General features: G+C 44.0%; 11 protein-coding genes. 7 read left to right on the top strand and 4 right to left on the bottom strand.

The window, feature by feature from the left end; all coding sequences use genetic code 11:
- Positions 1 to 38 precede the first annotated feature (38 nt).
- The 3 genes from AB4Z50_RS06325 (at position 39) to AB4Z50_RS06315 (ending at position 11,628) form a co-directional block, all read left to right on the top strand.
- Entirely contained in the window at positions 39 to 1,178 is a 1,140-nt protein-coding gene (locus AB4Z50_RS06325; protein ID WP_441877008.1) for a response regulator, read from the top strand.
- Between the two features lie 32 nt (positions 1,179 to 1,210).
- Positions 1,211 to 4,330: a hybrid sensor histidine kinase/response regulator gene (locus tag AB4Z50_RS06320; RefSeq protein ID WP_441877005.1), complete on the top strand. Its 3,120-nt coding sequence runs from the start codon at positions 1,211 to 1,213 to the stop codon at positions 4,328 to 4,330.
- A 368-nt stretch (positions 4,331 to 4,698) separates the two neighbouring features.
- Complete coding sequence (locus tag AB4Z50_RS06315) at positions 4,699 to 11,628, top strand: S-layer homology domain-containing protein (RefSeq protein ID WP_441877002.1); 6,930 nt, start codon at positions 4,699 to 4,701, stop codon at positions 11,626 to 11,628.
- 113 nt (positions 11,629 to 11,741) lie between these two features.
- On the opposite strand, the gene AB4Z50_RS06310 is transcribed toward AB4Z50_RS06315, so the two are convergent.
- Positions 11,742 to 12,218, bottom strand: coding sequence for a small multi-drug export protein (locus tag AB4Z50_RS06310; protein WP_441876999.1), 477 nt, complete (start codon positions 12,216 to 12,218; stop codon positions 11,742 to 11,744).
- A gap of 24 nt (positions 12,219 to 12,242) precedes the next feature.
- Positions 12,243 to 13,271 carry a peptidoglycan DD-metalloendopeptidase family protein gene (locus tag AB4Z50_RS06305; RefSeq protein WP_441876996.1) on the bottom strand — a complete coding sequence of 343 codons (1,029 nt, stop codon included), beginning with the start codon at positions 13,269 to 13,271 and terminating at the stop codon, positions 12,243 to 12,245.
- Between the two features lie 193 nt (positions 13,272 to 13,464).
- On the opposite strand from AB4Z50_RS06305, the gene AB4Z50_RS06300 reads away from it, so the two are divergent.
- From AB4Z50_RS06300 to AB4Z50_RS06290, 3 genes are all read left to right on the top strand, one after another.
- The gene (locus AB4Z50_RS06300) at positions 13,465 to 14,223 is read left to right on the top strand and encodes a response regulator (RefSeq protein ID WP_441876993.1); all 759 of its coding nucleotides are present in this window, start codon (positions 13,465 to 13,467) and stop codon (positions 14,221 to 14,223) included.
- Positions 14,220 to 15,971 (top strand): sensor histidine kinase, encoded by a 1,752-nt coding sequence (locus tag AB4Z50_RS06295; RefSeq protein WP_441876990.1) that lies wholly within the window; start codon positions 14,220 to 14,222, stop codon positions 15,969 to 15,971. Before AB4Z50_RS06300 ends, AB4Z50_RS06295 begins: the two co-directional genes overlap by 4 nt.
- 184 nt (positions 15,972 to 16,155) lie before the next feature.
- Complete coding sequence (locus AB4Z50_RS06290; RefSeq protein ID WP_441876987.1) at positions 16,156 to 16,338, top strand: hypothetical protein; 183 nt, start codon at positions 16,156 to 16,158, stop codon at positions 16,336 to 16,338.
- Between the two features lie 78 nt (positions 16,339 to 16,416).
- On the opposite strand, the gene AB4Z50_RS06285 is transcribed toward AB4Z50_RS06290, so the two are convergent.
- Both AB4Z50_RS06285 and AB4Z50_RS06280 read right to left on the bottom strand, forming a co-directional pair.
- A complete protein-coding gene (locus AB4Z50_RS06285; RefSeq protein WP_441876984.1) occupies positions 16,417 to 17,079 on the bottom strand; it encodes a PspA/IM30 family protein in 663 nt (220 codons plus the stop codon).
- A gap of 62 nt (positions 17,080 to 17,141) precedes the next feature.
- Entirely contained in the window at positions 17,142 to 17,357 is a 216-nt protein-coding gene (locus AB4Z50_RS06280) for a PspC domain-containing protein (protein ID WP_076271803.1), read from the bottom strand.
- A gap of 586 nt (positions 17,358 to 17,943) precedes the next feature.
- Here AB4Z50_RS06280 and AB4Z50_RS06275 point away from each other — a divergent pair.
- Positions 17,944 to 21,285 (top strand): outer membrane protein assembly factor BamB family protein, encoded by a 3,342-nt coding sequence (locus AB4Z50_RS06275; protein ID WP_441876981.1) that lies wholly within the window; start codon positions 17,944 to 17,946, stop codon positions 21,283 to 21,285.
- Position 21,286: the final 1 nt, after the last annotated feature.

The following is a 21,286-nucleotide window of genomic DNA, read 5'->3' as shown; positions in this document are numbered from 1 at the left end:
ACTGAAAAATAACAATGGAAGGAGGAGGGCATGGATCAATGCTAAAGGTAATATTAGTGGATGATGAGGAGCCGGCATTGATACATTTGGAACGATTGCTGAGGGCAGATGGCCGGGTTCAAGTTGTGGGCAAGTATACCTCTGCTATGGAAGGACTTGACCACCTTGCTCGCAGTTATGCCGATATCGCGTTTCTTGATATCGGCATGCCCGAGATGAACGGCCTTGAAGCAGCTGAACGTATACAGGAGTTGTACCCTGCAATACGAATCGTTTATGTAACCGCCTATTCAGCGTATGCTGTTGAAGCATTTGAGCTGCATGCGCTGGATTATTTATTGAAGCCGGTCGATTCTGCGAGAATTGGAAAAACGATAGATCGTATTGAGGAATATGCGAAGCTTTTGAACAATCAAGCACAAAGCTTCGAAGCTCTAGCAGAACGAAATGAGCTTTCAGTGCGATGCTTTAAACGGCTTGAGCTTGTAGGCGGGGCTGCTTTAAACGGCAAGGTGAAGTGGCGAACGAAAAAGGCGCAGGAGCTCTTTGCTTATTTCCTTCATTTGGAGGGTGCTTGGGTTACGAGAGAGCGGCTTATTGAAACGCTTTGGCGAGAGTATGAGCTGGACAAGGCGGTTACCTATCTTCATCATTCCGTTTCACGCATTAGATGGCTACTGCGTGAGTGGGGAGTTTCTTTCACAGTTGAGTTTCAAGGTGAGAGCTACCGACTCCCGTATGCTGCCATTCGTACTGATGTAGCTGAGTTTGAGGAGACAGTAGCTGAGCTCCCGTATCAGTTTCAGGATAATTGGAGTCGATATGAGCATGCGATTTCTCTTTATAAAGGCGATTATTTGGAGGATCATAATTATGCGTGGGCAGAGACCAAAAGAATAAATTTGCAGCATCGTTATTTTCGGCTGGTTAGCAGTATGGCAAGATATGAGCTGGAGGAAGGCCGTGCTCAGTCGGCTATCCAGAGACTGACGACTGCTCAGATCAGCTTCCCATACTCAGATGAAATTTGCAGATTGCTTCTTGCAGGTTATGCTCAGATAGGGGATACGGAATCGCTTAACCGCTGCTACGAAACCTATGCGCAATTATTATTGCAGGAGCTAGGAGTTATTCCTGAGAGGCAAACGACGGATTTATATCATCAATTATCCCAGTAAGACGTGAATTTAGGCAAGGAGGCAACGATGGGATGAGAAAGCAATGGTGGACGATAGTTGTATTTTTTCTTATCGTTGTAGCTTTTCCGGTAAACGAGTTTTTTTATAATCAATCCATTGAGAAGAGTGCACCTCATTCAAGCGCTGGCACGTTGGATTTGCGGGAATGGAATTTCGAATCAGAAGGACTTGTCGCGCTGAATGGTCAATGGGAATTTTATCGTGGACAGCTGCTGCTGCCAGAGCAATTCGCAGATCCAGCTATTTCTCCTTATAAGAGGCCTGAACTAACAGGCCTCTTTCCTGTGCCAGCGGAGTGGAACAGCTATATAGCGGAGGACGGCAACCCACAGGGAGCAGGATTCGGTACTTATAGGCTGAGAGTGGAGTTAAACAACACAGCAGAAACGCATTACGGAATACGAACGACAAATATCCGCATGGCTAACCGGATATTTATAAATGGACAGGAAGTGGGAGCAAGCGGAGTACCTGGAGTCTCAGATAAAGAAGATATCGCATCGAATATCCCTTATGTTGGATTTGTATCCGTAGATAGATCCTATGTTGAAATTATCGTACAAGTATCCAATTTCAACTATGCTTCGGGCGGCATCATCTATCCGATTTGGTTTGGCTATGAGGCTGATATTCGCAAGAGCCGCGACATCGCGTTGTTTGGTGAATTTATGAACATCAGCGGGTTTGCATTGTTTTCTATGTTTTTCCTTCTTTTGTTCTACATGCGCAAAAAAGAGCGCTCGTTGCTTTACTTGGCTTTATTTTGCTTAGCGCTGCTGCTCTATGTATGTACTCATGGCGAGAAGCTGATTGCACTGGCCTTGCCTCAGCTTAGCTACGATTGGATCATGAAGCTGCAGAACATATCTTCAGCATTCGGTTATTATTTTTTATTGCAATATGTGAACGTGTCAGTACCAAGAGCTGTTAACAAGTTTGTGTGGCGGGCAAGCAATATTGCATCGAGTATTGTCATTGTTGCAGCATTCATGCTGCCGACGATGCTTTATTCACAGTGGTTTTTGAAGGGAATAGGCCTTTCAGTATTTACTTTTGGAGTTGTGCTTTACACGCTTGTCAAAGGTGTTATGCGCCGATCGCGGGACGCTTATTTTTTGCTTTTGAGTGCGATAAGCATTTTAGTATTTATAATCGTCAGTGTCATGCAAGTATTTGGTCTATTGGAAAATCATTTTTTCATCTCGTTTGAGCTGCTTATCTTGGTCATTGTTCAAGTAATCATGCTAGCTCGACGTTTCTCTCACACCTTTAATGAGGTGGAAGAGCTCTCTCGCAAGCTGTTGACCTTGGACGAATTAAAGGATGAATTTATGGCGAATACGTCGCATGAGCTTCGAACGCCGCTGCATGGTATTGTAAATATCGCAGAATCCTTGCTTGAAGGTGTAGCGGGGACGCCAAACACCGATCAGGCTAGACAGCTCTCTATGATTGTATCGACGGGTAGAAGATTGAATTATCTGATTCATGATATTTTAGATTTTTCCACCTTGCGAAATGGTCAGCTTACACTGAATCGGCAAGCTGTTGATTTAGCAGCAGCAGCGCAATCTGTAGTCGAGGTCATTGGACATTTAGCTGACAAAAAAGGGGTAAGCCTGACGCAGGATTGGCCGCAGCAGATGCCGCTGCTCGATACTGATGAGGAGCGTCTGCGTCAAATTTTATTTAATTTGCTTGGCAATGCGGTGAAATTTACGCATCAGGGTGAGATTCGGATCTATGCGGAAGTTGTGGATTCATGGGTGAAAATAAGCGTTACAGATACTGGAATTGGCATCGCGGCGGATCGTTTAGACGACATTTTCAAGGCGTTTAATAGCGTTTCCACTGTAGATCTACAATCGGGCTATAGCGGCACCGGTATCGGGTTGAACATTACGAAGAGACTCGTGGAACTGAATGGCGGGTATATCGAAGCGAATTCACAGCTAGGTATAGGTTCAACGTTTTCATTTACACTTCCTTCAGCTGCGCTGTCCGCTATTTCTGAGGTTGCTGCTGGTAAAAGCGGCAGAGCAGCGATTCAACCGGCATTAGCGCTCAATAAAACATTCCAAGCAGCGATGAATCGGAATGAAGTAATAGAAGATACACATCCATTCACTGTGTTAGTGGTAGATGATGATCCCGTAAACTTACAAGTATTAATAAATGTATTGTCTATGGAAAATTACACAGTCATTGCGGTTGACAGTGGCGCTGAAGCGCTGGAGGTACTATCCAGTGAGCGACGGATTGATCTCGTGATAACAGACTGGATGATGCCAGCGATGTCTGGACTAGAGCTTTGCCGTAGGATCAGGGAACGATACTCGTTGTCTGAACTGCCTGTACTTATGCTCACCGCAAGAAAATTGGCAGGCGATATTCAAACGGGCTTTAGTGCTGGAATCAATGATTTTTTAACAAAACCTGTTGACGGTATTGTACTGCGTGCTCGCGTACGAACTTTGCTTGAGCTTAGACAGTCTGTTCAAGCGGCTATTCGATCGGAACTGGCTTTTCTGCAGGCACAAATTAAACCTCATTTTTTGTACAACGCACTCAATACGATTATTTCGATATGTCCTGATGATCCGGATAAGGCTACAGAATTGTTATTGAATTTAAGCCGATATTTACGCAGCAGCTTCGATTTCCAGAATCGTCAGCAGATCGTCAGCTTAGAGAAGGAGCTTGAGCTTGTTCAGTCTTATGTCAAATTAGAGCAAGCGCGGTTTGGCAAACGATTGAATGTTGTATATGAGGTGGATAAACAGCTGCGAGGATTTATTCCGCCGCTGAGCATTCAACCGATTGTAGAAAATGCAGTTAGGCATGGTGTCATGCAAAAGGCTGCTGGGGGCAAGATCGTATTACGTATTCAAGAGGCAGAGGAGAAGCTAATTATTTCAGTTTCGGATAATGGAGTTGGCATCAAGCAAAGTGATCTCAGCTCGCTATTGCTAGGGCAACGGCAGTTGTCAGGCGTTGGCTTAACCAATATTCATCGCAGACTGCTCTCTTTGTACGGAAATGGTCTTGGTATTTCAAGCGAAGCGGGAGCAGGGACGACGGTGACCTTTGAGGTGCCGCAGATACAAATAGATATGAGCAAGACTTCGTAAAGATGATTGAATCGATGAAGAGAGAAGCGCTTAGGTGAGTTAGAGTTTGAACCTAAGTGTTTTTTTTTGTAAAAAACCGCTTGGAGAATACATGTATTTATTGGCTGAATGAACGCGAAATAAAATGACGTTTTTTGTCGAAAAAAAGAGGATTTTATTCTATATTGTCGAATATCAAATTAGTTATAACACTGACATTTTTTGGTGAAAGGAAGGTTGGGAGGAAATTTCAACTGGATAGCATTTCATAGAAACGAATCGGAAGTTCAGTTCATTTACTAGAAAGGAGAATGCTAGACATTTTTTTAGTTGAGTAGCAGCTGTATCAAAAGACACATCTTGTAAAATTCTAATTTGGAGTTGAATTTATGTATAAGTGTATTCGTTTTTTTCGCGCTCCCTTACTCGTTATTCTTAGTTTTCTCGTCGTATTTTCTCAAATCGTATGGTTCTCATCAACAACATATGGAGCCGGCTCGAGCTGGAATACATTAAATAACCCTATCAATAATACGAGCAACCAGTTTTTGGGGATGGGCTATGGCAATGGCATTTATGTTGCAGTAGGAAGCAACGGTCTGATTGCTACATCTTCGGATGCTGCAAAGTGGACAACACGGAGTACGAATAGTACTCAAAACTTAAATGAAGTGGATTATGGAAACAATGTCTACGTTGCAGCTGGTGCAGGAGGTACGATTTTATATTCTACTGATGCTGTTACATGGAATGCAGCAACATCCAACACGTCGAATCAGTTATTTTCTGTGAAATTTTTAAATGGATCATTTTGGGCAGTTGGAGCATCCGGCATTATTTTGAAATCAAGTGATGGACAGTCGTGGACATCCATTGCATCTGGAATTTCCAACGATTTGTACAACATCTCCTATGGAAACAGTAAGTATGTCTTAGGCGATGCAAACGGAAAAATTTATTATTCGGCCACTGGAAATCCATCAACATGGGGCGGAGGACAGCAGCTTAACAGTACATATTATAGTTCAATAAACTTTATAGGATTTTTAAATAATCATTTTTACGCTTTTGATTCCAGTCCAATACTTGCAAGCTACAGATCTTCAGATGCCCTTACCTGGACAAGTACTCCTTTAGCTTGGCAGGCTTTTGCAGGTGCATATGGCAATGGCGTGTATGTTTTGTATAGCAATGCTAATACAGCCTTCACTTCTACGGATGGGGTGAGCTGGACTGAACGGACAACAAACTATGGAAACACGATGCAGGCTATTACATTTGGCAATGGAAAATTTGTCGCTGCAGGCAATAGCGGCTCTATCATGTATTCGCTTGATGGTATTGAATGGACAACGGTAACACCAAACATCACAGATACGGTCTATAACAATGGTCTTTATGTTGCTGTAGGCTATAACAATTCGGCTACGATTGGCGGCACCATTTTTACTTCCACTGATCGAGTGAATTGGACAAGCCGGATAACGCCAACTGCAAATGGATTTTCAAGTATTGCATACGGCAACGGCACTTATGTAGCAGTTGGTTCGGGCGGTACGATCTATGCATCAAGTAATGCAACCAATTGGAATTTGGCAGCCTCTAATACGGCAAGCAACTTACAAGGCGTCCAATTTGTAAATAATCGGTTTATTGCTGTAGGAAACAGCGGAACGATTTTAACATCTAGCGACGGAACGTCGTGGACACCAGCTGCAATTACTGCAGGTCCGGCCATCACGACTGTTCTTTACTCTGTTGCTTATGGGAATGGAACATATGTTGCTGTAGGTCAAGGGTCCAGAATGGCATATTCATCAGACGGATTGAATTGGACTGCTTCCTCTTTAACAGGTTCATCCTTCATTTTTAGAAACGTTGTTTATGCAAATAATCTATTTGTTGCTGTAGGAGCCAGTGGTAAAATATTTACCTCGTCAGATGGCACCAGCTCGAACTGGACTAGTCAAGATAGTACAGCTACTGGTCTCTTAACAGGGATTGCATACGGAGCGGGACAGTTTATGGTTTCAGGTATTGGAGGGAAAATTGTATCTTCTCCGGATGGAGCAAGCTGGACTTCAGAAGCAACTAATGTAGCAGCTTTTCTTACAAATGTGGTTTATGACGGCAGTCGGTTTCTTTCACTTGGATATAATTTTACGACTATAGAGGCTGCTGCCGTAGTTTCTTCACCGCCTTTGATTATTGGAAATCCTAGCAATGCATCGATTAATGAAGGCGGGAACGCTAGCTTCACGGTTGCTGCGTCTAATGCGAGTTCGTATCAATGGCAGGTAAATACGGGTGCTGGATTTTCAAATATTGTTAATAGTTCAACGTATAGTGGAGCAACTACGTCAACGTTAACTATAACGGGTGCGACAGTGGGAATGAATGGATACCAGTATCGAGTCATCGCTACGGGCAGCATAGCGCCTTCGGCAACCTCAAATAGTGCAACGTTAACGGTAAAAGCACCATCGATTGCTTCGACTATTATGTTTAAATCGAATGCTGGTATTGCTGGCAACGCAACCGTTGTGTCAGATGGGCAGGGCGGATCAGATGATATACCGGGCTTTTCGCTAGATTTTTCGGCCAAGTCTGCTGTAAACCCAAATAAAGATTTAGTTCTAACTTATGAAATTCCTTATCCGGATACAATTGGTGCAAGTGGACTATCTGCTGGTTATGCAGATAATGAATCCCAAAGTATATGGACGATTAAAAGTCGCAATTCATCTCAAAACTTCTCTTTAGAATCGATTACGTTGATCGATTCGGGTACTAAAGATGTCAAGATTGGTGCTTTTAATGATGGTGTTCAGGTTGGAGAATGGGTCGATCTAACAATTAGTGTTGATCCATGGAAGTTTACGTTCGATCACTCAAATGGATTAAACTTTTCATTTGACAATATTGATGAAATTCGAATAATTCCTCAAGATTCAGAAATGTGGACTTCAATTAATGACGTTCAAATTGGTGATCCTGTGACAAGGCCAGCTCCGTCGATTACAAGCAATCCAAGCAATGCAACGATCAATGAGGGTGACAACGCTACCTTCACGGTTGCTGCATCTAATGCGAGTTCGTATCAATGGCAGGTGAACATGGGTGCGGGATTTACAAATATTAGTGATAATACCGATTACACTGGAGCAACAACAGTAACTTTAGTTATAAAAAGTGCAACAGCGGGAATGAGCGGATACCACTATCGCGTAGTCGCTTCGGGTAGTACTACGCCTGCGGCAACCTCAAATAGTGCAACGTTGACAGTAATTCCTATGAATGTACCTTTGGCAGACTTTGCAAATACGAGCAAGACCGGAACATCGGCGACATTTACATGGAGCGCAGCAACGGGCGCAACCAGCTTGAAGATTGAGCAATCGCCAACTGGCGCAAACACATGGACAACAGCGACAACAGGCGTGATTGCGACTAATGCAACAACAGCAACGGTAACAGGCTTGTCGGCAGCGACAGGTTATGACTTCCGCCTAGTTGTAACAGGCGGAGCAAATGCTGGCAACTCGAATGTGGTGAATGTGACTACTAATTCAGTTGCGTTGATAGACTTTGCTAGTACGAGCAAGACCGGAACATCGGCGACATTTACATGGAGCGCAGCAACGGGTGCAACCGGCTTGAAAATTGAGCAATCCCCGGCAGGAGCAAATACATGGTCAACAGCGGCAACAGGCGCGCTTGCGACCAATGCAACAACAGCGACAGTAACAGGCTTGTCGGCAGCGACAGGTTATGACTTCCGTCTAGTAGTTACAGGCGGAGCAAATGCAGGCGACTCGAACGTAGTAACGGTGACGACAAACCCGATCGCACTAACAGACTTCGCGAGTGCAAGCAAAACGGGAACAAGCGCAATGTTCACATGGAGCGCAGCAACGGGAGCAACAAATATTAAAGTTGAGCAATCACCAACAGGTGCAAATACGTGGACAACAGCGACAACTGGAGTACTTGCGACCAATGCAACAACAGCTACAGTAACAGGCTTGTCCGCTGCAACGGGATATGACTTCCGCCTAGTTGTTACAGGCGGAGCAAATGCAGGCGACTCAAACGTAGTAACGGTGACGACAAACACGATTGCACTAACAGATTTCGCGAGTGCAAGCAAAACGGGTACAAGCGCAACCTTCACATGGAGCGCAGCAACGAATGCAACAAACATAAAAGTGGAACAATCTCCTATTGGCGCAAACACGTGGACAACAGCGATAACAGGTGCTCTTTCCACAAATGCAACAACAGCGACAGTAACAGGCTTGTCCGCCGCAACAGGTTATGACTTCCGTCTAGTAGTTACAGGCGGAGCAAATGCTGGCGACTCGAATGTAGTAACGGTGACGACAAACCCGATCGCATTAACAGACTTCGTGAGTGCAAGCAAAACAGGAACAAGCGCAACCTTCACATGGAGCGCAGCAACGGGCGCAACAAACATTAAAGTGGAACAATCACCAACAGGTGCAAACACATGGACAACAGCGACAACTGGAGCACTTGCGACCAATGCAACAACAGCAACGGTAACAGGTTTGTCCGCTGCAACGGGATATGACTTCCGTCTAGTAGTTACAGGCGGAGCAAATGCTGGCGACTCGAATGTGGTAACGGTGACTACGAACCCAATTGCACTTACAGACTTCGCGAGTGCAAGCAAAACGGGAACAAGCGCAACGTTCACTTGGAGCGCAGCAACAGGTGCAACAAACATTAAAGTGGAGCAATCACCAACAGGTGCTAACACGTGGACAAAAGCGACAACAGGCGTGATTGCGACCAATGCAACAACAGCGACAGTAACAGGCTTGTCAGCAGCGACAGGTTATGACTTCCGTCTAGTAGTTACAGGCGGAGCAAATGCTGGCGACTCTAACGTAGTAACGGTGACGACAGATCCAATCGCACTTACAGACTTCGCGAGTGCAAGCAAAACGGGAACAAGCGCAATGTTCACATGGAGCGCAGCAACGGGTGCAAGCGGTTTGAAAATTGAGCAATCGCCAACAGGTGCAAACACATGGACAACGGCGACAACTGGCGCTCTTTCCACGAATGCAACAACAGCAATGGTAACAGGTTTGTCCGCTGCAACGGGATATGACTTCCGCCTAGTTGTTACAGGCGGAGAAAATGCAGGCGACTCAAACGTAGTAACGGTGACGACAAACCCAATTACACTTACAGACTTCGCGAGTGCAAGCAAAACGGGAACAAGCGCAACGTTCACTTGGAGCGCAGCAAAAGGCGCAACAAACATCAAAGTTGAGCAATCACCAACAGGTGCAAACACGTGGACAACAGCGACAACAGGTGCTCTTTCCACGAATGCAACAACAGCGACAGTAACAGGGTTGTCGGCAGCGACAGGTTATGACTTCCGCCTTGTTGTAGCTGGCGGAGCAAATGCTGGCAACTCGAACGTAGTAACGGTGACGACAAACCCGATTGCACTTACAGACTTCGCGAGTGCAAGCAAAACCGGTACAAGCACAACGTTCACATGGAGCGCAGCAACGGGCGCAACAAACATCAAAGTTGAACAATCTCCGGCAGGAGCAAACACGTGGACTACAGCGACAACAGACGCTCTTTCCACGAATGCAACAACAGCAACAGTAACAGGCTTGTCGGCAGCGACAGGTTATGACTTCCGTCTAGTAGTTACAGGCGGAGCAAATGCAGGCGACTCAAACGTAGTAACGGTGACGACAAACCCGATTGCACTAACAGATTTCGCGAGTGCAAGCAAAACGGGTACAAGCGCAACCTTCACATGGAGCGCAGCAACGGGCGCAACAAACATTAAAGTTGAGCAATCACCAACGGGTGCAAACACATGGACAACAGCGACAACTGGAGCTATTGCGACCAATGCAACAACAGCAACGGTAACAGGTTTATCCGCTGCAACGGGATATGACTTCCGACTAGTTGTTACAGGTGGAGCGAATGCAGGAAACTCAAATGTCTTGACGGTAATAACTTATTCAATTGAACCTTCACAGCCAAACCCGCCAAAAACGGACGAAACCGATGTTGAAGTGCTGGTGAACGGTAAAATTGAATACGCAGGTAAAGCGACTACAGCAATTGTGAATAATCAAAAGGTGACAACCATTATCGTGGATCCGAACAAGCTTAAGAACAGATTGGAGTCTGAGAGTCAGCATGCTGTCATTACGATTCCGCTAAAAGGCAGCTCAGATGTTTATGCTTCACAAATAAATGGACAGATCATTGCTGATTTGGAACAAAAGCAAGCTATCTTAGTCCTTCAACATGATCAATTTACGTATACGATACCTGCATCACAGATCAGTATTGATGCACTCACTAAGCTTTTTGGAAAAAAATTAAATCTTCAAGACCTCAAGCTCGAGATAGAGATTGCCAAGCCAATAGCAGATACCATAAAAATGGTGGAAAGTGCAGCAGTTAAAGGCCAGTTTGAGATGGTTGTTCCACCGCTTAATTTTACAGTGCGAGCTTCGTATGATGGAAAAACGATTGAAGTTTCTAAATTCGATGCGTATGTAGAAAGAATGATAGCTATCCCAGCTGGTGTTGATCCTAACCGAATAACGACAGGGATTGTGGTTGAACCAGATGGATCTTTTCGTCATGTTCCAACTAGACTTGTCGTTAAGAACGAAAAGTATTATGCCGTAGTGAACAGCTTAACGAACAGCACGTATACCATTGTCTGGCATCCACTTGCGTTTAAGGATGTAGACCGGCATTGGGCAAAAGAAGCTGTGAATGATATGGGTTCACGAATGGTAATAACGGGTGTTGGCAATGAAATGTTTAATCCAAATAAATCAATTACTCGTGCGGAGTTTGCTGCTATTATCGTTCGGGGATTAGGTTTGAAATTGGAGGCAAGCTCATCGTCATTCTCGGATGTGAACAAAAATGAATGGTATAGCAGCTATATTCAAACCGCATTTTCAAATGGTCTTATTAATGGATATGAAGATGGAACCTTCCGTCCTATGGACAAAATAACGAGAGAGCAAGCCATGGCGATCATTGCAAAAGCAATGAAAATCACCGGCTTGAAACCRAGTCTTGCAGCAAGTGAAGCTGGAGAATTGCTGCTTCCTTATAAAGATGCGAATGCCGCATCCGAGTGGGCGAAGAGCAGCATCCTCGATTGCTTGCAAGTGGAGATCTTCTCAGGCAGAAGCAGTACTGTGCTTGCTCCTAAAGATGAAATCACGAGAGCAGAAGTGGCTGTGATCATCCAAAGACTTCTCAAAAAATCTAATTTGATTTAAAAGACTAAATACTAAAGGGTTATCTTACAAAGGTGAATACACCAATGTGAGATAACCCTTTTTTCTGTTTGAGCAATAGGTTTTAAGTGAGCCTGTATGCTCGATCATCGCAATTAAATTATTTTCATATAGCTGAATCCATAAACAGAGCCGAGCGCCATTACAATGGTCCATACGGCAAGGCTGACTGCCATCCATTGAATGACGCGTTTTCGCGAGGAGCCTAATGACAAAGCTAATAAAGCCGCGATGTCGGTACCCACAATAAGGGGCGCCAGCAGGGCAAGTCCGGGAAGGCCGTAACGCTCCCAAATTCGCCTTGCGCGAGTCTCCTTTTTTGATGTTGTGGTAATGCCCTTCTTCAATTTTTGATTCGTATTCCACTTCGAAAATTGTTTGAAAAACAGGCCCAGGAGCAGTACCAAAAGAAAGTTGCCTGCAAAGCCGATAATGGCTACAGCTACTGGCGACAATCCTGCTACGATGCCAAGAGGTACGACTAGAAATACATCCAACCACGGCGCTGCTGCGAGTAAAAATAAGACAATATATGGCCATATCCCATCCGTTTGCTGAATCCATTCAATCATAATGTTCCTCCAGTTATTATTTATCTAATTAGCTGAGGAAATGGTTTCGCCTTGAGACGGCTTCATCGCATTTTCCCACTTCACATTGATGGATCGAGCAGTGAATAGATCAGGTCCGTCTGATAGCTGAAAATGCAAATGGGGCTCACTGCTGTTGCCTGAATTGCCGGTCAGACCGATGACGTCGCCTTTTTTGACCTTGTCTCCTGGCTTAACTGTTGCAGAACCTTTCTTGAGATGCGCCAGATGGCTGTATTCTCCACCGTGATCAATGACGACATTATTCCCAGCAGGTTCATTCGGATTCATTACCCCAACAGGCGCATTATCTAAAATATCATTCACTACCGATATGATTATACCATCCGCTGGAGCAATGATTTCTTTGCCGAAGGCATAATAGCTTTCATTTTTGAGCGGGTCACCTTTATAGGAAAAATGATCCTTTGTTTGGATAAAATCGTACGCGTATCGCTGAATCTCTAGTTCATAATGATAATTCACCAGAACATTCTCGCCGCCCCAAAATACAAACCAGTCGCCTTCAAAAGGTAAAGCATATTTATTTTTGCTCAGCTTCGAATCGGTTTCAGGAGAGGAGGTTAGTTCCTGAACTTGAATTGATGTAATGACTCCGCTAGAATCAAACATTCCAAGAAGCCCCTTATTCCCCTCCTCACTTACCCATATGCGCCGGTCGTAACCATTAAGCTGTATAGTAGAGGATTTTTCGAAGCTATGGATCCCATTCGTAAACTCCTCTCCCGTCTTTTCAAAATCTGCTTCGCTTACCGCATCTTTTAAAGGCTGATTAAAACGGGCATAAATTTCCTTATACTTGCCGTCCAGCAGCGCCTTTGGCAAGTCGTCTGGCATAAGTAATTGGTTCGTCGTCTCCGTGGGGCTCATTGTTTGCACAGCTCCTGTGTTGGTGGTCACTGCTGAATTTTCTCCGCTGCAAGCGGCTAGAAGTAAAGCTAGTGAACCGGCAGCTAATGCCGTTTTTGCAGTCATTGCTGTACCATATATATAATTCGTTGCTCCTTTTTTCATTTTCATCGCCTCCCGATAATACCATTGTAGCAGCAGAGTCTTAGCTCTTATGAAACCCACCATTAACGCACTCTTAACTTTAAGAAGAGTGAATGGAAACGAATTAAGCTTCCCTTAAGATTAGAATGATTTAAAGTGAAAAAAATCATGCTATGATGATATAAACATCAGTTGGCAGAAGGAGCTGGCACGAATGAACCATGCATCGATTTTGCTCGTTGATGATGAGCAAGCGCTACTGGAGCTTTTGCAGATGGTATTGCGCAAGGAAGGCTACATGAATATTGATACCGTGCAATCGGGTGAAGAAGCCATTGAAGCTTGTGAAGCTAAAAAATACGATTTAATTGTACTGGATGTGATGCTGCCAGGGCGCAGCGGAATTGAAATATGTCCTTTTATCCGTCAAACGACGAACGCGCCAATTTTATTTCTAACCGCGAGAACATCGGATTTCGACAAGCTGACAGGGTTTGCGATTGGCGGAGATGATTACATTACCAAACCATTTAATCCGCTGGAAGTGGTAGCCCGCATAAGGGCGCAGCTGCGGCGGTACTTTAGTTCGTCAACGGAAACGGATGCCTTAAAAAATACCTCAGAAGATTCTCACAATCGAAAATCCAACGTTTTTGACTACGGCCGATTTAAATTAGATGAGACAGCAGGTGAGCTGTTTATTGAAGGACAGGCTGTTTCATGTCCTGCGCTTGTGTTTCAGCTGCTGCTTTTTCTATGCAAAAACCCTAATCGAATATTCAGTAAAAGCGAGCTGTATGAGAAGGTTTGGGGTGAAGAAGCCTTCAGTGATGACAATACGGTCATGGTTCATATTCATCGGATAAGAGAAAGAATTGAAGCTGATCCATCTAACCCAAAATTTATCGTTAACGTCAGAGGTATGGGCTACAAACTAGTTAAAGCGGATCAGCAGGAGCTTACTATGCCATGAATATTAAGCGACAACTGACACTAAAGTTCGTTCTTCAACTCGCAATAGCAGGAATAATTGTTCTTCTCATAGCTGCGCTAACTTTTTATTGGATGCTGCAGCGGTTTAGCGAGATTAACATTACACGTGATTTTGCCAGTGTAGGGTTAGAACAGATGGTAGAATCCTCTAAGCTTGGCAAGAATGGCATTACGTTTGCACCCAGCTTGCTGAGGCAGGTGAAGAAAAACAATGGCTGGCTGCAAAGCCTAGATGAGAATGGAAAAGTTGCTAGTGCTTATAACACGCCCAAAGATGTTCCTAACCAATACGGGCCAGGTGAATTAGTGGAACACTGGATGGGGAAGAGCGCATTTCCTTACCAGATTGCGTTATGGATACAGCAGAAGGATGGGAAGAAATTCACAATGGTCTATGGGGCTCCAAAAGTAATAGAGCCTATATTGGAACAATTAAATGAAGTCGAATTCATTGTTTCTGAAAAAAAATTAGTCCTTCCAGATGCCTTATCAGGAAAAATAAGATCGGCTCATGCTTTTGTTCAACTGATCGATTCGGCAGGATTGGAACTGGACTCCTATAACAAGCCCGATGCGGTGCCTTCGCTATACTCCGTTCCGGAACTTGCGCTTCGCACATTGTACAGTGAAAGATACGGTTACCGGATAGCAACCTCGTATGATGCAAAAACTGGAAACACCTGGCTTGTCGGAGAACCGAATACTGTAGCGGGAGAATCGGGCAAAAAGAAATGGATACCGGAGGAAGCACAGGTAGTCATTATCGGGTCCATTTTCTTGTTTATCTCCTTACTGGTCTTGTTCGTACTCCTCTCACTATGGCAAGCTCATCGTTTTGGCGCCCCGATGCTGCACATGCTTGTATGGCTGGATTCAATAGGGAAAACCGTGTATGAAGAACCTGTCGATCGTAGAGGTCTCCATCGAAGCCGAACGTCAGCAGGAAAATGGCGGCGAAGGTATCGTGTTTTTGCTGATGTGATGGTTTCTATTGAAAAGCTATCCAATGCCTTGAAGAGAGAGCAAGCGATGCGGGAGCAAACGGAAAGCCTGAGAGAAGAATGGATTGCTGGCGTTACCCATGATTTGAAGACGCCGTTATCCTCAATAACTGGTTATGCCCATTTATTAGCGGAGCCGGCATATGATTGGTCTCAGGAGGAGGTACGTAAATTTTCTGCGACGATGCTGGAAAAATCGGCTCATATGGATATGTTGATCAGCGATCTTGCTATGACGTACCGATTGAGGTCGGGAATTCTTCCTCCTGAGACGATGAAGGTTGAACTAAACGCCTGGCTTTATGAAGCGCTTGAACAGGCTGCCGCTGATCCTGCTTACGGAAAACAGCGAATTGTATTTCATGCTGCGCAAGATGATGTCTGGTTCCAATTGTATACACCTTGGCTGGAGAGGGTAGTTAATAATTTAACCGCTAATTCGCTGCTTCATAACCCGCCTGATACCGTTTTGACGGTATCGCTTCTGGCGGATGAAGAAGGTGGCGGAATAACGATAAAATTCTCCGATGATGGCGATGGTATGGATGAAGTTACATTAAATCGGCTTTTTGAGCGTTATTATCGCGGCACGGATACCGCATCCACCACCAATGGTTCTGGACTTGGCATGGCTATATCGAAGGGACTGATTGAAGCTATGGGTGGCAGGATTATGGTTAAAACAACACCGGGTGAAGGGACGACGATTTTGTTAATATGGAACTGACAACATCGACTTTCATCGAACAAACAACAGTTAAAGAATTGCTGTAAAATTAGTAAATAAATGAAAAAAACGCTAGATCATGATATATTGATGATCTAGCGTTTTTTTAAATCTACAAGAGAATGAAAAATGTAAAGAAAATATATTCTTGTCAATCGAAATTATTTGCCAGGGAGGGGTAAGAATGCAGCAACAGGAAAAAGAAATACAGGAGCTTAAAGAACGATTAGTTAACGTCGAGGAAAAACTTCAACGTAAATCGAATTCTTCTAACGCTCTTAAGTTTGTACTGTGGTTCGTCCTTATATTCGTCGTTCTACTGATCGCAATTGGCGTATTTCAATTTATTAGCTCTTCTTCATCCTAATTTAAAATAAATATTCTAACGAATGAAGCGGCGGTCAATGACGTTACTATACGTCTTGCCCGCCGCTTTAAGTTGTATTTAGGCTTTTTTAGTTTGAAGCCGTTTAAGTTCTTCATCCACACGAGCTTTGCGCTGCTCGAGCTGCTGATCGGAACCATATGCGCCAGCATGTAAGCTGTTGTATGAACCTTTCGTAAGGTCACGTTGTGCTTCTAATTCCATCACCTTCTGTTCAATCCGATCGAACCCTTGTGAAGCGGAGCTGCCATGTAGGGAGTTGGAATAGCCAGTAGAAGTTGCAGTTGTCTGCTGCACGCGGGTAATGAGCTCAGCGCGTTTTCCTTGCAGCCGTGTTTTCTCTTCTTTTAATGCCTCAATGCGATAACCGAGGTCAAGTACCGCTTGCTTTGCTAGCTGCTGCAGTCTTGCCGTTTCTTCGGCTTGTTCTAGATACAACAGCTTCGCTTCAAGCGCCGTACGTGCTTCTGCTTCACGTTCCTCAACTGCCGCTTGCTCTGCTTTACCCTCGTAATAGCTTACTTGTCCGCTGAATTCACTTAGTTTAGATTGCAGCATACGATCCTGTGCTTGCTGCTGTGCTAGCGCATGCTCCGTTTTGGCAATTTCCTCATCCAAATCTCTCAAATAATGATTAAGCATCATGACCGGATTTTCCATCTTATCCAACATTTCATTTGCTGCTGCCTTTGTCATACTAACTACTCGTTGTAAAATTCCCATTGATAATCTCTCCTTAAAAGTTTGTGTTTGGTTTTATTTTCATTTGCATTCGTTTATTTGATTTAGTAGTGATCGGCAAATCGAAAGTCGTTGTTAATTGCTTTTGGGATAAAGAGGGTAGCTATAAAATATGCGAGTATAACCGTTCCGAAGCTGAAGAACGCCGCAATGACAACTAACAATCTAACAATAGTGGAATCAATGCCGAGCCATTGTCCGATGCCTCCGCATAGACCTGTCAGCTTGCTGTCTGTCGTTGATCGAAATAATTTTTTCATATACAGTCATCCTTTCGTGTAGCTCATCTATGTCCTTATTGTAGCCTCTTGAAGATTCTTTCGTAACGGTCCTCGGGCCATTTCGGTGCTAGGCTTTAGGCGGGGACTGTCTGCGACGGGCGACGGGGCTGCCGCTATTCTTATAGCAGTTATAGGCTGTGCTTTATTAGAAATTGCAATTGGGATTGGTGGTGGTCTTAGTTGAAATTGTAACTCCTTGAAAAAAGCTACCCGAAAATCATTAGAACTTTGGGCAGACTTATCGGGATGATCACGTTGTAGAACCAGAGAATTAGGGTTGTGGGTTATATGATCATTGCGTAGCTAGGCTATAGAAGCGTTGCTTCTTTGAAGGAGCGGCTTAGAAATTCTATTTCTGCTGGCAAACCTTCTACTGTGTAATCAGTCGGAACCGTAATTGCTGGCTGGGAATCTTGAATAAGGACTTAGTCGGTTATTGTTTACCACTTTCCCGCCTACTCGAGCGAGAGAGGCTGCTAAATTCCTTTACTCTATTCAACCAATCTACTATTATAAATTTAGATTTGAGAGATAATAATTAGTATAAATGGGAGTTGGGACCAACATGAACAGATGGTTTTATTATAAAATCGGAACTTGCTTGCTAATCGTTTTTACACTGCTCCTTCCAAGCATAGGCGCTTCGTCCTCTGTCCAAGCGAATGAGGCTAAACCTGCTGCTTCCTATTTAGCAGAGCGATGGAGCGAAAGCATCAAGGGAGGCGTAGCTGCGAATCCGGTCATCGGTGAGGACGGTACGGTGTACATCCTATCTCAGCAAGGGAAGGTTTATGCCTTTAGTCCTGCTGGCAAGCAACTGTGGACTGCTGATGTTAGTCCTATGGATGTGACTTCTTCAGAAAGAGAAGGTCAGCTCGAAATAGGAGCAGACGGGACCCTTTATGTCGGCTCAAGAGGGAATTTATATGCATTCAATAAAGATGGTGTGAAAAAATGGGAGTATGAAACAACCTATTCAAGCTTTCAAAAGGTTGTCGTTCAACGTAACGGCTTAATCTATATTCAAGTAAGATCAAGGGAACTGCTGCTTGCCCTGCGTATGGATGGTACGAAAGCATTGGAACGGACCAATATAACAAGTTTGGTAAAGTACGCAGACACTTTAGAGGATAAGGTTTTTATTACATCTTATAAAATAGATACCAAATTTGTTGAGGGCAAGCTAAGCTCCGAATGGATATCTTATGCTGAGGAATTAAATGCTAGCGGCTCATCGCGCTGGAAAGTCAATATGTATGGATCATCTTATAATACCCCAATGACGGACAAGCAAGGCAATTTAATCGTATATTTAGAGGCTTCGAAAAAAGGAGATCAATCGGGTAGTTCACAGCTTAGTCAGGACAGAAGTCCAGGTGAGATTAAAGTGATCAGCGAGGGAGCTGTGAAAAAAAGTTACTCGCTAAGCGCAAGGTCATACGCTCCTGTTGTTTTTGATGATCAACAAAACGCTTATATTGTTACGAGAGATGCTGTCATTACTAAATTTGATACGCAAGGAAAATTGATATGGAAGCTGCAAATCGACCAAGATACTAATGTATTGGAAAACGGAACGGCAATGCAGCTGGATAAGGATGGTTCCCTTCTTTTCTACAGCTCATTGATTGGTTATGACAAGACGAAGGTTGAGAAAACCGAGCAAAGTGAATATTTTAAAAATCGCTTGATTCGGATAAATCAAAGAGGGGAATTGCAATCCTCTATAAAGAGCGGCCTTTATGCTAGTTCGGTTGTTTCGTTAGACAATGGAATGAATGTAATAAATGGTTATAACAAAGTTGTTTTGTCGGATTTGAAATCAACGAAGCTAACAGAGTACAACACAAATTCCCCCATTTATTTAACGTATAGGGATACCAATACGATCTATGTTGGAACAGAGAGCGGCCGGGTAATCGCGCTTGAAATTAAACAAGCCTCAAACAAGGGTGATGCGGTTTCCATCACGTTTGGGAACCTCTTTCCGTACATTGAATCAAAAAGTACATACTCGCTATTTGCAACTGTGAAGTGGGCAGATGGCAAGGAGCAAACCAATCCGCAAGGCATCGTTTATCGCAGCAGCAATGAAAAGATTGCTTATTTTGATAAACAGGGCCTTCATACGGTCGGAGCTGGTGAAGTCGAGGTAAGCGCTGAATATTTGCATTTGAAGACAGCAATGAAAATTAAGGTAAACGAGCGAGCTTATATGAATGAGCCTGGGGTTACCTATAGCGCTCAGCTTGTGAAAAAATGGGGAGTGTCACTGCCTACACTGAATAGCAGTATTAATGAGGTATACCAGGCTCCCCTCATCTCGGATGATGGTAAGGTTTATGCACTTAGCAGTCAAGGGAAGGTAGCAGCTGTCAGCTTGGAAGGAAAGCTACAGTGGCAATACGATTTGAAGGAGCAGGTATGGGCGAGGCCTGCAATTGGACCGGATGGACGGCTATTTATAGGAACGAATAGCGGTTTGCTTACAGCATTTGATCCAAGCAGCGGCAAGCAGGTTCTTCATAATATGGTGGCAGCTAATCAGCGCAATACTATGATTGGCTGGGATCGTTCCGGTAATAGATATACAGGATTCACAAATAATAATATTGTAAGGGATGGCAACAAACGCAGCGTCACTAGTCATCTTGAAGCATCAAATGTATCGGATAGTCGGCTGTGGTCGATATCGTTGAGTGGAGAAATCACACATTTTGAGCCAACTTTAAACGATATAGGAGACACGTTATATATTATTACTACGGCAGAAGAAGCGGTTGGTGAGAGTTCGGCTATTCCTTCAGGTATTGTACAAATTCGTAGACATGGCACACTTTACGCTATTAATGCTTCATCTGGCAGCATTCGTTGGAAGTATGAGCTCGGTGTGTCAGATAATACATTTTATAAACCGTTGCTGCTTCAGGATGGGACCATTGTTACGGGCAGCTCACAAGGTACTGTAGAAGCAATAGATAAAGAAGGCAAATCGAAATGGAAGAAAAATTTGAAAGTATATGCCTATACAGGACCATTTTTAAGCGAAAATAAGCTCGTTATATTTAAACCTGGCGAGAATATTGGCGTGACCGAGGGAGAAGAGCTTATCCGTTTTATTAATGTGAAAAATTATCCCGAATCCACCAATAGCATCAATCAGCAGCAGAATGAATGGCTTCTTACTTTATCTGATAATACTTACGCTAGTAGAGGACGTCATTCTCTTGCATCGTATAATTTAGCAGGCAAGTTGAAGTGGGAGCTCCCTATCGCTGGAGAGAAGACGGCAGTAAGTAGAATTAGCAACAACTTCCAAGTCGCAGTTATCGATTCAGCAGGTGAATTAACCTTCTCAGATATTGAGGTTAAACATACTTCTGGACTTTTATTTTCCGATTTGAAGCTGCACTGGGCAAAAGGAGCTGTTGAGGAACTTGCAGCAGCTGGCGTTGTTGACGGTTTTCCAGATGGAACATACCGTCCTGCAGCTCAGGTAACGAGGGAGCAGTTTCTGGCTATGCTTGCGAAGAAATTGAAAGTTTCTGTTAAAGCAGAAAATCTGTCATTTCTTGACGTCCCGAGCACGCGCTGGTCTAGGCCATATATTGAATCGGCTGTAACACAAGGCTGGATTGATGCTTCAAAATATGGAAATCGCTTCAAGCCTGAACAGCCGATTACAAGAGAAGAGGTAGCGGTATGGACAGCTAAAGCTCTAAAGTTGATCGAAAAAACGGATGGCTTAGCTAAGATTTCTGACAAATCATCCATACAAGCATCAAACCTTGGGCTGGTGGGCGCAATAATAGATTCCGGTATTATTACTGGCTACAAGGATGGAAGCTTCAAGCCGCTCGCGACTTTGACTCGTGCAGAGGCGGCTGCTCTACTGGCACGAATGTAAC

Origin of the sequence: Paenibacillus sp. 2TAB26, from assembly GCF_052115145.1 — a bacterium.
Classification (GTDB): domain Bacteria; phylum Bacillota; class Bacilli; order Paenibacillales; family Paenibacillaceae; genus Pristimantibacillus.
Note: the sequence above shows the minus strand (reverse complement) of the source record. Positions and strands in the feature narration are given on the sequence as shown.

Excerpts from the sequence above, each read along its gene's own strand:
- AB4Z50_RS06310 (WP_441876999.1), bottom strand. The coding sequence starts at position 12,218 with ATGATTGAATGGATTCAGCAAACGGATGGGATATGGCCATATATTGTC.
- AB4Z50_RS06290 (WP_441876987.1), top strand. The coding sequence starts at position 16,156 with ATGCAGCAACAGGAAAAAGAAATACAGGAGCTTAAAGAACGATTAGTT.
- AB4Z50_RS06320 (WP_441877005.1), top strand. The coding sequence starts at position 1,211 with ATGAGAAAGCAATGGTGGACGATAGTTGTATTTTTTCTTATCGTTGTA.
- AB4Z50_RS06300 (WP_441876993.1), top strand. The coding sequence starts at position 13,465 with ATGAACCATGCATCGATTTTGCTCGTTGATGATGAGCAAGCGCTACTG.
- AB4Z50_RS06325 (WP_441877008.1), top strand. The coding sequence starts at position 39 with ATGCTAAAGGTAATATTAGTGGATGATGAGGAGCCGGCATTGATACAT.
- AB4Z50_RS06285 (WP_441876984.1), bottom strand. The coding sequence starts at position 17,079 with ATGGGAATTTTACAACGAGTAGTTAGTATGACAAAGGCAGCAGCAAAT.
- AB4Z50_RS06275 (WP_441876981.1), top strand. The coding sequence starts at position 17,944 with ATGAACAGATGGTTTTATTATAAAATCGGAACTTGCTTGCTAATCGTT.
- AB4Z50_RS06295 (WP_441876990.1), top strand. The coding sequence starts at position 14,220 with ATGAATATTAAGCGACAACTGACACTAAAGTTCGTTCTTCAACTCGCA.
- AB4Z50_RS06280 (WP_076271803.1), bottom strand. The coding sequence starts at position 17,357 with ATGAAAAAATTATTTCGATCAACGACAGACAGCAAGCTGACAGGTCTA.
- AB4Z50_RS06305 (WP_441876996.1), bottom strand. The coding sequence starts at position 13,271 with ATGAAAAAAGGAGCAACGAATTATATATATGGTACAGCAATGACTGCA.